Source organism: Agrobacterium sp. LR_9, assembly GCF_041954855.1.
Taxonomy (GTDB): Bacteria; Pseudomonadota; Alphaproteobacteria; order Rhizobiales; family Rhizobiaceae; genus Agrobacterium; species Agrobacterium leguminum.
The window spans coordinates 1-12,906 of the sequence record NZ_JAVAYA010000035.1; the positions used below are offsets into that span (position 1 = coordinate 1).

At 59.4% G+C, this 12,906-nt stretch carries 15 protein-coding genes; 9 read left to right on the plus strand and 6 right to left on the minus strand.

Annotated elements, in window-relative coordinates; all coding sequences use genetic code 11:
• Nucleotides 1-134 precede the first annotated feature (134 nt).
• Nucleotides 135-857 carry a CPBP family intramembrane glutamic endopeptidase gene (locus RAC79_RS23885; RefSeq protein ID WP_174045384.1) on the minus strand — a complete coding sequence of 241 codons (723 nt, stop codon included), beginning with the start codon at nt 855-857 and terminating at the stop codon, nt 135-137.
• 221 nt (nt 858-1,078) lie between these two features.
• On the opposite strand from RAC79_RS23885, the gene RAC79_RS23890 reads away from it, so the two are divergent.
• From RAC79_RS23890 to RAC79_RS23915, 6 genes are all read left to right on the plus strand, one after another.
• Nucleotides 1,079-2,311 carry an ABC transporter substrate-binding protein gene (locus tag RAC79_RS23890; protein WP_003525113.1) on the plus strand — a complete coding sequence of 411 codons (1,233 nt, stop codon included), beginning with the start codon at nt 1,079-1,081 and terminating at the stop codon, nt 2,309-2,311.
• A gap of 144 nt (nt 2,312-2,455) precedes the next feature.
• A complete protein-coding gene (locus RAC79_RS23895; RefSeq protein ID WP_059758547.1) occupies nt 2,456-3,358 on the plus strand; it encodes a carbohydrate ABC transporter permease in 903 nt (300 codons plus the stop codon).
• Complete coding sequence (locus RAC79_RS23900) at nt 3,351-4,292, plus strand: carbohydrate ABC transporter permease (protein WP_078052523.1); 942 nt, start codon at nt 3,351-3,353, stop codon at nt 4,290-4,292. Before RAC79_RS23895 ends, RAC79_RS23900 begins: the two co-directional genes overlap by 8 nt.
• A 5-nt stretch (nt 4,293-4,297) precedes the next feature.
• Nucleotides 4,298-5,386 carry an ABC transporter ATP-binding protein gene (locus RAC79_RS23905; RefSeq protein WP_059758596.1) on the plus strand — a complete coding sequence of 363 codons (1,089 nt, stop codon included), beginning with the start codon at nt 4,298-4,300 and terminating at the stop codon, nt 5,384-5,386.
• Between the two features lie 57 nt (nt 5,387-5,443).
• Entirely contained in the window at nt 5,444-6,208 is a 765-nt protein-coding gene (locus RAC79_RS23910) for a sugar phosphate isomerase/epimerase family protein (protein ID WP_374997611.1), read from the plus strand.
• Between the two features lie 23 nt (nt 6,209-6,231).
• On the plus strand, nt 6,232-7,365 hold the full coding sequence (locus RAC79_RS23915; protein WP_059758555.1) for a Gfo/Idh/MocA family protein: 1,134 nt from the start codon (nt 6,232-6,234) through the stop codon (nt 7,363-7,365).
• Between the two features lie 97 nt (nt 7,366-7,462).
• Here RAC79_RS23915 and RAC79_RS23920 read toward each other — a convergent pair whose 3' ends face one another.
• Together RAC79_RS23920 and RAC79_RS23925 are read right to left on the minus strand one after the other, a co-directional pair.
• A complete protein-coding gene (locus RAC79_RS23920) occupies nt 7,463-7,633 on the minus strand; it encodes a hypothetical protein (RefSeq protein ID WP_020811473.1) in 171 nt (56 codons plus the stop codon).
• A complete protein-coding gene (locus RAC79_RS23925; RefSeq protein ID WP_374997612.1) occupies nt 7,626-7,763 on the minus strand; it encodes a hypothetical protein in 138 nt (45 codons plus the stop codon). Before RAC79_RS23925 ends, RAC79_RS23920 begins: the two co-directional genes overlap by 8 nt.
• A gap of 224 nt (nt 7,764-7,987) precedes the next feature.
• Here RAC79_RS23925 and queC point away from each other — a divergent pair, with 224 nt between their 5' ends.
• Genes queC through queE form a run of 3 tightly spaced genes read left to right on the plus strand, consistent with a single transcriptional unit; the run spans nt 7,988 to nt 9,806 of the window.
• Entirely contained in the window at nt 7,988-8,698 is a 711-nt protein-coding gene (queC, locus tag RAC79_RS23930) for a 7-cyano-7-deazaguanine synthase QueC (protein WP_080854547.1), read from the plus strand.
• On the plus strand, nt 8,698-9,054 hold the full coding sequence (queD, locus tag RAC79_RS23935; RefSeq protein ID WP_020811477.1) for a 6-carboxytetrahydropterin synthase QueD: 357 nt from the start codon (nt 8,698-8,700) through the stop codon (nt 9,052-9,054). Before queC ends, queD begins: the two co-directional genes overlap by 1 nt.
• Nucleotides 9,051-9,806 carry a 7-carboxy-7-deazaguanine synthase QueE gene (queE, locus tag RAC79_RS23940; RefSeq protein ID WP_374997613.1) on the plus strand — a complete coding sequence of 252 codons (756 nt, stop codon included), beginning with the start codon at nt 9,051-9,053 and terminating at the stop codon, nt 9,804-9,806. Before queD ends, queE begins: the two co-directional genes overlap by 4 nt.
• A gap of 162 nt (nt 9,807-9,968) precedes the next feature.
• Here the strand turns inward: queE and RAC79_RS23945 are convergent, their stop codons facing one another.
• The 3 genes from RAC79_RS23945 to RAC79_RS23955 are packed head-to-tail and all read right to left on the minus strand — an operon-like array spanning nt 9,969 to nt 12,896.
• Nucleotides 9,969-11,018, minus strand: a complete 1,050-nt coding sequence (locus RAC79_RS23945; protein ID WP_078052527.1) for a Gfo/Idh/MocA family protein — start codon at nt 11,016-11,018, stop codon at nt 9,969-9,971.
• Nucleotides 11,019-11,024: 6 nt separating this feature from the next.
• Nucleotides 11,025-11,810, minus strand: a complete 786-nt coding sequence (locus RAC79_RS23950; RefSeq protein WP_174039898.1) for a ThuA domain-containing protein — start codon at nt 11,808-11,810, stop codon at nt 11,025-11,027.
• Nucleotides 11,811-11,867: 57 nt separating this feature from the next.
• Complete coding sequence (locus RAC79_RS23955; protein ID WP_174039897.1) at nt 11,868-12,896, minus strand: ABC transporter ATP-binding protein; 1,029 nt, start codon at nt 12,894-12,896, stop codon at nt 11,868-11,870.
• Nucleotides 12,897-12,906: the final 10 nt, after the last annotated feature.

Consider the following 12,906-nt stretch of genomic DNA (forward strand, 5'->3'; position numbering starts at 1 on the left):
AATCCAGACCGGAGCCTATATCGGCGAGGATGATGTCATCCGCATCGAGGACGATTATAAAAGGCAATAGAATTGCCCCAGCGTCGAAGGTTTAGGGAAGGTGAGACGGGTATTGTCCGGCCCGCCTTTTCGGCTCAGGCGATCAGCGCGTTCACGCAATGGGCAAGGGCATGGGAAAGCATCGCCGCTTCCAGCCCCCGACGCCAGAACAGCCATCCGAACAGCAGGCCGGGAATGAAATTGGTGAGCAGGACTGCAAGGACCAGCGCCGCTTGCGGCCGAGTGACAATCGCAAACAGAAACGGCAGATGACCTGCGGCGAAGAGTGCCGCCGCCATAAGGATAGCGGCCCACAAAATCACCGGTCGAATCTGTCCTCTTCCTGTCATGCGCCAGAGCGTACAGGCGAGAAACGACATCAGGCCCCATCGGGTCAATAGCTCCTCCGTGATTCCGCCATAGAGAATCCGGGTCGCCAGCGGGACATTAAACGCGGTCATTTTTGCCATGGTGGGCGCATCCGCGACCGATGGCAGGATCGCTGATGAATAGGCGATCATCAGCAGGCCGACGGCAATGCCCACCGCCAGTGCGGGCGGCACCTGTGTGCGCAGCACCGCGCGCGGGTTGCCGCCCGTCAGCCAGGTATCGACCAAGGGCGCGCCAAGCCCGAGTTTTGCGGCCAGAGCCTGACCGGTTGCAACCGCCGCAACGGTCAGTATTGTTGGCTGGATGAGGATCAGCAGGCGCATTCCGAATGAAAGTTGCTGTCCCGGTACAAGCTGCTCAAATGTCGCCAATAAAAGCGATGCGACGCCGGCTAGTCCGATGACCAAAAGAATATGCCAGCGCTTCATGGTCTCTTCGCCTGTTTTACTCACGACGAAGTTTTCTACGCGACTGGCATTGCGTGTGGATTACGCAGCGCAATCCCCTGTGCCGCATATCTATCCGGCGCATTTCCAATCGTTCGAAATGCCTCCTGAGGGGCGCTGTGAGATTCGTATTTTAGGCGGTTGCCTAATCAAAAATCTTCGCATACGTTCCAACTGCAACGTTTCAGTGAGGGAGGAGACTCATGCGAATGCGTGTTATTTCTGCGGCTTTTCTGGCCAGCGTCATGATTCCGGCGGGTATCGCCGGGGCCACCGATCTTGAGGTGACCCATTGGTGGACTTCGGGCGGCGAAGCCGCAGCGGTCGCCGAATTGGCTAAGGCTTTCGACGCAACCGGCAACAAATGGGTGGATGGCGCGATTGCCGGTTCGGGCGGCACGGCCCGTCCGATCATGATCAGCCGTATCACCGGCGGCGACCCGATGGGCGCGACCCAGTTCAACCACGGCCGTCAGGCGGAAGAGCTGGTGCAGGCAGGCCTGATGCGCGACCTGTCCGATGTTGCCGCAAAGGGCAACTGGAAGGACGTCATCAAGCCGGCAAGCCTGCTCGACAGCTGCACCATTGACGGCAAGATTTACTGCGCGCCGGTAAACATCCATTCCTGGCAATGGCTATGGCTTTCCAATGAAGCCTTCAAGAAGGCGGGCGTCGAAGTTCCGAAGAACTGGACGGAATTCGTTGCCGCCGCGCCGGCGCTGAAAAAGGCCGGCATCCAGCCGCTTGCGCTCGGTGGGCAGGCATGGCAGGCTAACGGCCTGTTCGACACGCTGACGCTTTCGATCGGCGGCAAGGACCTTTATCAGAAGGTCTATGGCGACAAGGATGCCGAAGCGGCAGCCGGGCCCGAGATGGCGAAGATTTTCGCGGCTGCCGTCGAGGCGCGCGACATGGCCAAGGGCACCAATGTTCAGGACTGGAACCAGGCCACCAACATGGTCATCACCGGCAAGGCCGGCGGCCAGATCATGGGTGACTGGGCGCAGGGTGAATTCCAGCTGGCCAACCAGAAAGCCGGCACGGATTATTCCTGCCTTCCCGGTCTTGGCCTCAGTGAATATCTCACCACGGGTGGCGACGCCTTTTATTTCCCTGTTTTGAAGGACGAGGCGAAAACCAAGGCGCAGGACGTTCTCGCCGCAACCATCGTGGATCCAAAAACGCAGGTGGCCTTTAACCTGAAGAAAGGCTCGCTGCCGATCCGCGGCGACGTCGATCTGAATGCAGCCAATGACTGCATGAAAAAGGGTCTGGCAATTCTGGCCAAGGGCAATGCCCTCACCAGCACCGACCAGCTGATTTCCGCCGATACGCAGAAACAGAAGGAAGACCTGATGGCGGAATTCTTCGCGGGCTCGATGTCGGCGGAAGACGGGCAGAAGCGCTTCGCGGACATTATCGGTTCGGCGGACTGAGTGTGATCTCTCCGGGTGGGAAAGCGGTTCGCCGCTTTCCTTTCCAGCGTCCTGCCTGTGCAACAATCATCAGCACGGGCAGGGGTTTCATGCGGTGAGGCTTTTTGCCTGACTGTTGACTGTAACGTTACAGGAGGAGGTAACATGGCAGGTCAAGCGCGCTCGGGGCGCCCCAACCAGCTTTTCCGCAATCTCAATTCCAAGATTGCCTCCATTCCCATGATACTGACCGCCATGGTGATCTTCCTCGGCGGAACGATCTGGACGGTGGTTTATTCCTTCACCAATTCAAAGCTTCTGCCGCGCGCGAGTTTCATCGGTTTCGATCAATATGAGCGTTTGTGGGCAGCACCACGCTGGATCGTATCCATCCAGAATCTGGCGATCTACGGCGTGTTGTCGCTTATTTTCAGCCTCGTCATCGGTTTCGTGCTGGCGGCGCTGATGGATCAGAAAATTCGTTTCGAAAACACCTTCCGCACCATTTTCCTCTATCCTTTCGCCCTGTCCTTCATCGTCACCGGCCTCGTCTGGCAATGGCTGCTGAACCCGGAATTCGGCATCCAGTCCGTGGTTCGCTCGATGGGCTGGGAAAGTTTCACATTCGACCCGCTCTATAATTCCCAGATCGTTATCTACGGCATCCTGATCGCGGCACTCTGGCAGGGCACGGGGCTCGTCATGTGCCTGATGCTGGCGGGTCTTCGCGGTATCGATGAGGACATCTGGAAGGCGACGCGTGTCGACGGCATTCCGATGTGGAAGACCTATATTCTCATCATCATTCCCATGATGCGGCCGGTCTTCATCACCACGCTGGTCATCATCGCCAGCGGCATCGTCAAGGTCTACGATCTTGTCGTGGCGCAGACGAGCGGCGGGCCGGGTATCGCATCTGAAGTACCGGCGAAATATGTCTATGACTACATGTTCCAGGCACAGAACCTGGGGCAGGGCTTCGCCGCCTCGACAATGATGCTCCTGACGGTCGCGATCATCATCATTCCATGGGCCTACCTCGAATTCGGAGGCAAGAAGCGTGGCTAATATCAGCACATTGAACACGGTTGTTGCCGCCAGCGATGCGGTTGCCCAGGACCTTTCCGGCCCGCGCGGCAGGAAGCCGAGGAAAACCTTTTCCCGCCGCAACATCATTCTTTACGGCACGCTTTTCGTGGCCGCCGCCTATTACCTGCTGCCGCTTTACGTGATGGTCGTCACCTCGCTGAAGGGCATGCCGGAAATCCGGCTCGGCAACATCTTCGCGCCGCCGGTGGAAATCACTTTCGAACCCTGGGTAAAGGCCTGGGCCAATGCCTGCACGGGCTTGAACTGCGACGGGCTTTCACGCGGCTTCTGGAATTCGGTGCGCATCCTTGTGCCTTCGGTGGTGATCTCGATCGTCGTCGCCTCCGTCAGCGGCTACGCCATGGCGAACTGGAAGTTCAAGGGATCGGAACTGTTCTTCTCCATCCTCATCATCGGTGCCTTCATTCCCTATCAGGTGATGATCTATCCGATCGTCATCGTGCTGCGCGAAATGGGTGTTTATGGCACGCTGACCGGCCTCGTCATCGTGCACACCATTTTCGGCATGCCGATCCTGACGCTGCTGTTCCGCAATTATTTCGCCTCGCTGCCGGAAGAATTGTTTAAGGCGGCGCGCATCGATGGCGCCAATTTCTGGCAGATCTATTTCCGCATCATGCTGCCCATGTCACTGCCGATCTTCGTCGTGGCGATGATCCTGCAGGTGACCGGCATCTGGAACGACTTCCTGTTCGGCGTGGTGTTCACGCGGCCGGAATATTACCCGATGACGGTGCAGCTCAATAATATCGTCAACTCCGTGCAGGGCGTGAAGGAATATAACGTTAACATGGCCGCAACCCTTCTCACGGGTGCCGTGCCGCTGATCGTCTATTTCGTCTCCGGCAGGCTTTTCGTCCGCGGCATTGCCGCAGGCGCAGTAAAAGGTTGATCTATATGAACAAAAGCGTTTCCATCCGCGATCTTTCCCTGTCCTTCGGCGCCGTTACCGTGCTGAAAGACCTCAATCTCGATATTTACGACGGCGAATTCCTCGTGCTGCTCGGCTCTTCCGGCTGCGGAAAGTCGACCCTTCTCAATTGCATCGCCGGCCTTCTGGAGCCGACCGACGGACAGATATTCATCAAGGACCGCAACGTCACCTGGGAGGAGCCGAAAGACCGAGGCATTGGCATGGTGTTCCAGTCCTATGCGCTTTATCCGCAGATGACGGTGGAGAAAAACCTGTCCTTCGGTCTGCAGGTCGCCAAGGTGCCGAAAGAGGAGATCGACCGACGTGTGAAAAGAGCGGCCGGAATATTGCAGATCGAGCCGCTGTTGAAGCGCAAGCCCGCCGAGCTTTCCGGCGGCCAGCGCCAGCGTGTGGCCATCGGCCGGGCGCTGGTGCGGGATGTGGATGTGTTCCTGTTCGACGAGCCGCTCTCCAACCTCGACGCCAAGCTGCGCTCGGAACTGCGCGTCGAAATCAAGCGGCTGCACCAGTCGCTGAAGAACACCATGATCTATGTGACGCATGATCAGATCGAGGCGCTGACGCTGGCGGACCGCATCGCCATCATGAAAAGCGGCGTCATCCAGCAGCTGGCCGATCCCGTCACCATCTACAACAAGCCGCGAAACCTCTTCGTCGCCGGTTTCATCGGCTCGCCGTCGATGAATTTCCTGCGCGGCGAGTTGATCGAAAAGGACGGCAAGGTGGTCTTCACCACCAATGGCGTGACTTTCGCCCTGGATGGCTATCATGCGGAAACGCCGCTCGCCGCCGGCCGTGCCGTGGTTCTGGGCGTTCGCCCCGAACATGTGCGCGTCGATGCCGATATTGTCGGCGGCGAAGTGCATGAGGCGATTGTCGATATCGAGGAACCGATGGGCGCCGACAATCTGATCTGGCTGAAACATGCCGGGCATACCATGTCCGTGCGTGTCGGCGGCCACAGGCGGTTTTCACCCGGCACCAAGGTGCGCCTCGGCCTCGACATGACGATGGCCTCGCTGTTCGACGCACAAAGCGAGGACCGGCTCTAGAACAGCTTCCATTTACCCCCACACAATCCCAAGACCCAGATCTCTATGGAGGAGACAATGACAGAATTCGGTTTCCAGCTTTACAGCGCCCGTAATTTCCAGCCTTTTTCCAACATTCTGAAGAAGCTTTCGGCGGCGGGTTATAAACATGTCGAAGGTTATGGCGCGATGTACGCTTCGCTGGATGATGCCGGTTTGAAAGGCCTGCGCGCCGAACTCGACGCCAATGGCCTTGCCATGCCGACCGGCCATTTCGGCCTCGATCTTCTTGAGGGCGACCCGAAAAAGGCGCTGAACATTGCGAAAGTTCTGGGTGTTGAGGCGATCTATTGCCCTTATCTGATGCCTGACCAGCGCCCGACAGATGCCGCAGGCTGGTTCGCTTTCGGCAAGCGCCTGCAGGAAGCCGGCAAGCCTTTCGTCGATGCCGGGCTGGTCTTCGGCTGGCATAACCACGATTTCGAGTTCAAGACGCTTGGCGACGGTTCCACCCCACAGGAACAGATTTTTGCCGGTGGCCCGGATTTGAAATGGGAGGCGGATATCGCCTGGATCATTCGCGGCAATGCCGATCCGCTCGCCTGGATCGAAAGCTACGGCAAGCGCATTACTGCGGTACATGTGAAGGATATCGCACCAGCAGGCGAGAATGCGGACGAGGATGGCTGGGCCGATGTCGGCCATGGGACCGTGGACTGGAAGGGTCTCGTCGCGGCGCTGAAGGCGAAATCCGCCACGAAACATTTCGTGGTCGAGCACGACAATCCCAAGGATATCGACCGGCTGATCACCCGCTCGATCGCATCTTTCAAGACCTACTAAGTTTCAATTTCGGAGTTTGCATCATGGCCAGGGATCTTGGCGTCGGCATCATCGGATGCGGCAATATCTCGTCTGCTTACTTTTCGCTGGCACCGCTCTTCAAGGGCATCAAGGTGCTGGCCTGCGCCGACCTCAACCGCAATGCGGCGGAGCTGAGGGCGGAAGAATTCGGTGTCGTCGCGCAGTCCATCGAGGAGCTGCTCGCCAACAAGGATATCGATGTGGTGGTGAACCTCACCATTCCCGCCGCGCATTTTCCGGTGTCGAAAGCCGCCCTTGAGGCGGGCAAGCACGTCTATTCGGAAAAGCCGCTGGTGCTTTCGCTGGAGGAAGGCGAGGAACTACGGCGCATCGCCCGGGAGAAGAACCTCTCCGTCGGCTGCGCGCCGGATACCTTCCTCGGCGGCGCGCATCAGCTTGCCCGACAGTATATCGATGACGGTAAGGTCGGGCGCATCACTTCCGGCACCTGCCATGTGATGAGCCCCGGCATGGAGATGTGGCACCCGAACCCGGGCTTCTTCTTCCTGAAGGGCGGCGGGCCGATCCTCGATCTCGGTCCCTATTACGTCGCCAATCTCATCAACCTCATCGGTCCGGTGAAGCGCGTCGGTGCGCTGACCAGCATGGCAAATCCGACCCGTACGGTGACCAGCCAGCCGCTGAACGGCGAGATCATTCCCGTCGAAACGCCGACCAATATCCATGCCTTGCTGGAATTCGTGAACGGCGCGACGATCACGCTTTCGGCCAGCTGGGATGTCTGGTCGCATCGCCACGCCAACATGGAACTCTATGGCACGGAAGGCTCGATCTACGTGCCGGACCCGAATTTCTTCGGCGGCGTGGTGGAAGCGAGCGGGCGGGACAAGAATATCCAGCCGCTGGAAGACTGGGCGCATCCTTTCGGCATCGCCAATCAGGAAAGCCCCAATGGCCCGCGCGCCAATTATCGCACGGCGGGCCTTGCCGATATGGCAATCGCTATTCTGGAAGGCCGTGATGCCCGCTGCTCACTCGACCGCTCATTGCACGGCATCGATGTGATGACCTCGATCCTCAAATCCGGGGAGGAGGGCCGTTTCATCGAAATGACGACGACCTGCACCCAGCCGGCAGCACTCGGTATCGAGGAGGCCCAGGCGCTGCTGCGCTGAGCCCAAAGCCAACGAAAAAAGGCCCGGCGCACTGCCAGTTCGCCGGGCCTTTTCCGCTCTGCCATGTAGTGGCGAGCGTCGCGTGTTCATCAGATTTTCATAGGCCGACAAAAAGACCCAGCCAGCGCGCAACGGTCCTGACCATCCAGATCAGGAACACGAACGAAGCTATGCCGGTGGCGGTGACGAGCGCTGCAGAAGCGACGAGGAGGCCGGTTGTGAGATTGCGCCTGAACCGGTGACGTTTCGGCTCGAGTGCTCTATCCATGGCGAAGAGCGGCAATCAGCCCGCGAATGGTGAGCGTGACATAAAGCATGCCCGCCATCGCCATCAGCAGGCCGGTGCCGAGAGAGCTGAGGTTGCTCAGCGAAAACAGAAATGTATCAGCCGCCACCATTGGCAAGACCCTTCAAGAACAGCAGATTCCGCATCGTTCTAGATCGTGCCGGTTTCCCGCATATGTCCCGATTGTTTCGTCTTGTTGCTGCCGCGGGGCATTTTCGTGATGGCGCGGCTTTGCGCGATTTCCGCAAGACCCTTCACAAGCCCGTCGGTTTGGTTTAAAGCCGCTCCCCGTAATCCGGTCGCAGCCCACCCGGTCAAAACAAGGGATCCCAAATTATGAAAACCATCGTCATCTGCTCCGGCGGATTGGACTCCGTTTCGCTTGCGCATAAAATCGCGGCGGAACACGAACTTCTCGCTCTCGTCTCCTTCGACTATGGCCAGCGCCACAGGAAGGAGCTGGAATACGCTGCCGATTGCGCAAGGCGTCTCGGCGTGCCGCATCATGTCATCGATATCAGAACCATCGGCGCCCATCTCACCGGTTCGGCGCTGACTGACGACGTGGAGGTGCCGGACGGGCACTATGCGGAAGAGACCATGCGCTCAACCGTGGTGCCGAACCGCAACGCCATCATGCTCACCATCGCTTTCGGGCTGGCCGCCGCGCAGCAGGCGGATGCTGTGGCGATTGCCGTGCATGGCGGCGATCACTTCATCTACCCCGATTGCCGGCCGGGCTTCATCGACAGCTTCAATGCCATGCAGGCGCATGCGCTGGAAGGTTATGCTGACGTCAAGCTCTTCGCCCCCTATGTCACCGTTTCCAAGGCGGCGATTGTGACCGATGGTGCGAAATACGGCACGCCCTTTGGCGAAACATGGTCCTGTTACAAGGGCGGCTTGCGCCACTGCGGCCGCTGCGGCACCTGCGTGGAACGGCGCGAGGCCTTTCATCTGGCCGGTGTCACCGATCCGACCGACTATGAGGACCCGGATTTCTGGGTGGCGGCCACCCATGCCTATGCGGCGCAGGAGGTGCGCTGATGTTCCGCATCACCAAGGAATTTCACTTCTCCGCCTCGCACCAGTTAAAAAGCCTGCCGTCGGATCACCAATGCAATCGCCTCCACGGGCATAATTACATCGTCGAGATCGAGCTGGCAGGCGAAGCGCTGAACGAGCACGGTTTCGTGCGCGACTATCACGAGCTTGCACCGCTGAAACGCTATATCGACGATCATTTCGACCATCGCCACCTGAACGACGTTCTTGGCCATGACCGGGTGACGGCGGAATGTCTGGCGAAGCATTTTTACGACTGGTGCAAGGATCGCCTGCCGGAAACCAGCGCCGTGCGGGTCAGCGAAACCGCCAAGACCTGGGCGGAATACCGGCCATGACGGCGGTTGCACACAAGATTGCAGCCAAGGAGACCACGATCCGCATCAGCGAAATCTTCGGCCCGACCATTCAGGGCGAAGGCCTGCTGATCGGTCTGCCGACCGTTTTCGTGCGTACCGGCGGCTGCGACTATCGTTGTTCCTGGTGCGATACGCTGCATGCCGTTGAAAGCGAGTACCGCGATACATGGAAGCCAATGCCTGTCGAGGCGATCTGGCAGGAGGTGCGGCGGCTTTCCGGCGGCGTGCCGCTGACGGTTTCGCTTTCAGGCGGCAATCCGGCCATTCAACCGCTCGGGGCCTTGATCGCGAAGGGGCAGGGCGAGGGGTATCGTTTCGCGCTGGAAACGCAGGGCAGCATCGCGAAAGACTGGTTTGCCGATCTCGACCATCTGGTGCTGAGCCCCAAGCCGCCATCGAGCGGCATGGAAACGGACTGGCAGGCCTTCGAAGACTGTCTTGCCGCCGCCGGCGACGAACCGCAGGTGGCGCTAAAGATCGTGGTGTTCGACGATGCGGATTATGCCTATGCCAAGGCGGCATCCGCGCGTTTCCCGCATTTGCCTGTCTATCTCCAGCCCGGCAACCATACTCCGCCGCCGCCGGATGACGACGATGCGCGGGTGGATATCGACGGGGTGATGGACCGGATGTTGTGGCTGGTGGACAAGGTGAGCGAAGACCGCTGGTTTTCCGCCCGGGTGCTGCCGCAGCTGCATGTGCTGTTGTGGGGGAATAAGCGCGGGGTTTGAGGGAGTTATAAGTTCCCTCCGTCATGACGGACCTGATCCGGCATCCAGCCAAGGCGCGTCTGCGCCGTGGCTGGACCCCGGATCAAGTCCTCGCTGACGGAGAGCGAGGAGCGCCCTTTGCAGCAATCCATGCGGCGGTTTGTGCCGCCGCACTTTCGCAAATCAAGCCGAAACGGCCAGCTCGCGCCGTTCCCGATCCGCAATGATCGACAGATCGAGCACCTTCTGCAGATTGGCGGCATGACGGAAATCCGGATCGGCGGGGCCGCCTTCCATGACGGCCCTGGCGAATTTTTCGTAATTCGTCGGCACCGGGTCGACATCGATGGTCTTCCATATCGCCTTTTCCACATCCTCGCCGATGCAGGCGCGCAGGCTGGAATAATCCGGGGTGTGGATCACTTCCAATGCTCCCTTGTCGCCATGGATACGCAGACGAAGTTCGTTCAAGTGACCCGTCGCCCAGCGGCTGGCATGGATGACGCCCATGGCACCGTTTTCAAGCTCGGCGGTCATGGTGAAGCTGTCATTGGCGTCGAGGTCGTAGACGCCAATTTTGTTGCCTTCATATTTGTCGAAGGTCTTCAGCCGCGTGAAGATGCGTTCCACATCGCTGCCCGCGCCATAGGAGGCGAAGTCGAGAATGTGGATGCCGACATCACCAAGCACGCCGTTTGAGCCATGCTTGGTGGAAAGCCGCCACAGCCACTTGCTCTCCGTCATCCAGTCGCCCCAGGCCTTGGAAACGAGCCAGCTCTGGAGATAGGAGGCTTCCAGATGCCGCACCTTGCCGATCTTGCCTGCCAGCACCATCTCACGCGCCGCCTGCAAGGGGGCAACGTTGCGATAGGTGAGGTTGACCATGGCAATGAGGCCGGCTTTTTCGGCGGCATCGGCCATTTCGGCGGCCTTGGCGTAGTTTTCCGCCAGCGGCTTTTCGCAGAAGACATGCTTGCCGGCCGCCAGCAGTTTAAGGCTGGTGGGGTGGTGGATCGCGTCCGGCGTGACATTCGCCGCCGCATCGAATTCACCCCAGGCAATGGCGTCATCCAGTGAGGTGAAGGAGAGCGGAATGTTGTGGCGCAGCGCAAAGCCCCGCACCACCACATCGTCCACATCCACTGCCGCGACCAGTTCGACGCCGGGGATTTGCGAGAAATAGGTGGCATGGTTGTTGGCCATGCCGCCGGTTCCGAGAATGAGAAGTCTCATGGCTTTTTACCTATAACCTGCTTCGCCTGCCTTGTGCAGCTTGGGGCCGCGTTCTTCGATTGGCTCCAGCGCCTTGTCGACGGGAACATTGGGGGCGTCATGAATGCTTTTCAGTGCGCCAACGGGATTATAGGCCCATTTCACCGAGTTGCTGATGACCTTCTGCACATTGGCGTCGTGATAGGTGGGATAGGTCTCGTGGCCGGGGCGGAAATAGAAGATATTGCCTGCACCACGGCGCCAGGTAAGACCGGACCGGAAGACTTCGCCGCCCTGGAACCAGGAGATGAAGACGGTTTCCAGCGGCTCCGGCACGGAAAACTGCTCGCCATACATTTCCTCGTTTTCCAGCTCGAAATGCTCGGGCAGGCCGGCTGCAATCGGGTGGCGCGGATTGATGGTCCACAGGCGTTCACGCTCGCCCGCCTCACGCCATTTAAGCGCGCAAGGCGTGCCCATCAGGCGCTTGAACGGCTTGGAGAAGTGGCCGGAATGCAGGACGATGAGGCCCATGCCTTCCCAGACGCGTTTGGCAACACGCTCGACGATCTCGTCCTGCACCGCACCATGGTCCTTGTGGCCCCACCAGACCAGCACGTCGGTCTTGTCGAGGCGCTCCTGCGAAAGGCCATGTTCCGGCTCCTGCAGCGTGGCGGTCGTGGCGTCGATCTCAGGATTCTGGTTCAGCGCGTCGGCAATGGTGTTGTGCATGCCGTTCGGATAGATCGAACGCACCGTCTCATTGATGTGTTCGTGGATATTTTCGCCCCATACAACGGTGTTGATGGTCATTGTCATGCTCCTCGGTGAAAGCCGGGACCTTGGGTGAGCCCGGCGAAAGTTGAATGTTCAGGCGGCACCCCGGGCAGGGTTGCGGGCAAGCGCCCGGCCCTCTGCGTCGAAACGATGTATCTGCGTCGCATCCGGCGCGATGGTGATGCGTTCACCGGCCGTGCGGCCGGTCACGCCCTCTTCACGAACGACGACGGGTTCACCCGCGCCGATCTCGACATAGATATAGCTGTCCGATCCCAGCATTTCCGAATGCACGATCTCGCCGCTCCAGCCGCTGCCATCGGTGCCGATGGTGATGTGTTCAGGGCGGATGCCGATGGTTTTCGCCCCTTCGGCCTCCGCATATTTGCCGGTGAGGAAGTTCATCTTCGGTGAGCCGATGAAGCCGGCGACGAAGGTGTTGACCGGGCTTTCGTAAAGCTCCAGCGGCGTGCCGATCTGCTCGACCCTGCCGTCCCGCAAAACGCAGATACGGTCGGCGAGTGTCATCGCCTCCACCTGGTCGTGGGTAACGTAGATCATCGTCGTGTCATGCATCGAGCGGTGCAGCTTGGCGATTTCCAGACGCGTGGCAACGCGCAATGCCGCATCGAGGTTGGAGAGCGGCTCGTCGAACAGGAAGACCTTCGGATCGCGCACGATGGCGCGGCCGATTGCGACACGCTGGCGCTGGCCGCCGGATAGCTGCTTTGGCAGGCGCTCCAGATAAGGCGTGAGTTGCAGCATCTCGGCCGCCGCCTCCACGCGCTTGCGCCGCTGCTCCTTGTCCGCGCCTGACAGTTTCATGCCGAAGGCCATGTTTTCGAATACGGTCATATGCGGATAAAGCGCATAGGACTGGAAGACCATGGCGACGCCGCGCTTGGCGGGCGGCAGGCGGTTCACCGTCTCGCCATCGAAGGAAAGCGTGCCACTGGTAATTTCCTCCAGCCCGCAGATGAGGCGCAGAAGCGTGGATTTGCCGCAGCCGGAGGGGCCGACAAAGACCATGAATTCGCCGGAGCGGATGTCCATGTCGATGCCCTTGATGACATCGAAAGCGCCGAAGGATTTGCGAAGATCGCGCAGTTGAATGGTGGTCATTTGTTTTCTC

Excerpts from the sequence above, each read along its gene's own strand:
- RAC79_RS23885 (WP_174045384.1), bottom strand. The coding sequence starts at position 857 with ATGAAGCGCTGGCATATTCTTTTGGTCATCGGACTAGCCGGCGTCGCA.
- RAC79_RS23890 (WP_003525113.1), top strand. The coding sequence starts at position 1,079 with ATGCGAATGCGTGTTATTTCTGCGGCTTTTCTGGCCAGCGTCATGATT.
- RAC79_RS23895 (WP_059758547.1), top strand. The coding sequence starts at position 2,456 with ATGGCAGGTCAAGCGCGCTCGGGGCGCCCCAACCAGCTTTTCCGCAAT.
- RAC79_RS23905 (WP_059758596.1), top strand. The coding sequence starts at position 4,298 with ATGAACAAAAGCGTTTCCATCCGCGATCTTTCCCTGTCCTTCGGCGCC.
- RAC79_RS23910 (WP_374997611.1), top strand. The coding sequence starts at position 5,444 with ATGACAGAATTCGGTTTCCAGCTTTACAGCGCCCGTAATTTCCAGCCT.
- RAC79_RS23915 (WP_059758555.1), top strand. The coding sequence starts at position 6,232 with ATGGCCAGGGATCTTGGCGTCGGCATCATCGGATGCGGCAATATCTCG.
- RAC79_RS23920 (WP_020811473.1), bottom strand. The coding sequence starts at position 7,633 with ATGGATAGAGCACTCGAGCCGAAACGTCACCGGTTCAGGCGCAATCTC.
- RAC79_RS23925 (WP_374997612.1), bottom strand. The coding sequence starts at position 7,763 with ATGGTGGCGGCTGATACATTTCTGTTTTCGCTGAGCAACCTCAGCTCT.
- queC (WP_080854547.1), top strand. The coding sequence starts at position 7,988 with ATGAAAACCATCGTCATCTGCTCCGGCGGATTGGACTCCGTTTCGCTT.
- queD (WP_020811477.1), top strand. The coding sequence starts at position 8,698 with ATGTTCCGCATCACCAAGGAATTTCACTTCTCCGCCTCGCACCAGTTA.
- queE (WP_374997613.1), top strand. The coding sequence starts at position 9,051 with ATGACGGCGGTTGCACACAAGATTGCAGCCAAGGAGACCACGATCCGC.
- RAC79_RS23945 (WP_078052527.1), bottom strand. The coding sequence starts at position 11,018 with ATGAGACTTCTCATTCTCGGAACCGGCGGCATGGCCAACAACCATGCC.
- RAC79_RS23950 (WP_174039898.1), bottom strand. The coding sequence starts at position 11,810 with ATGACCATCAACACCGTTGTATGGGGCGAAAATATCCACGAACACATC.
- RAC79_RS23955 (WP_174039897.1), bottom strand. The coding sequence starts at position 12,896 with ATGACCACCATTCAACTGCGCGATCTTCGCAAATCCTTCGGCGCTTTC.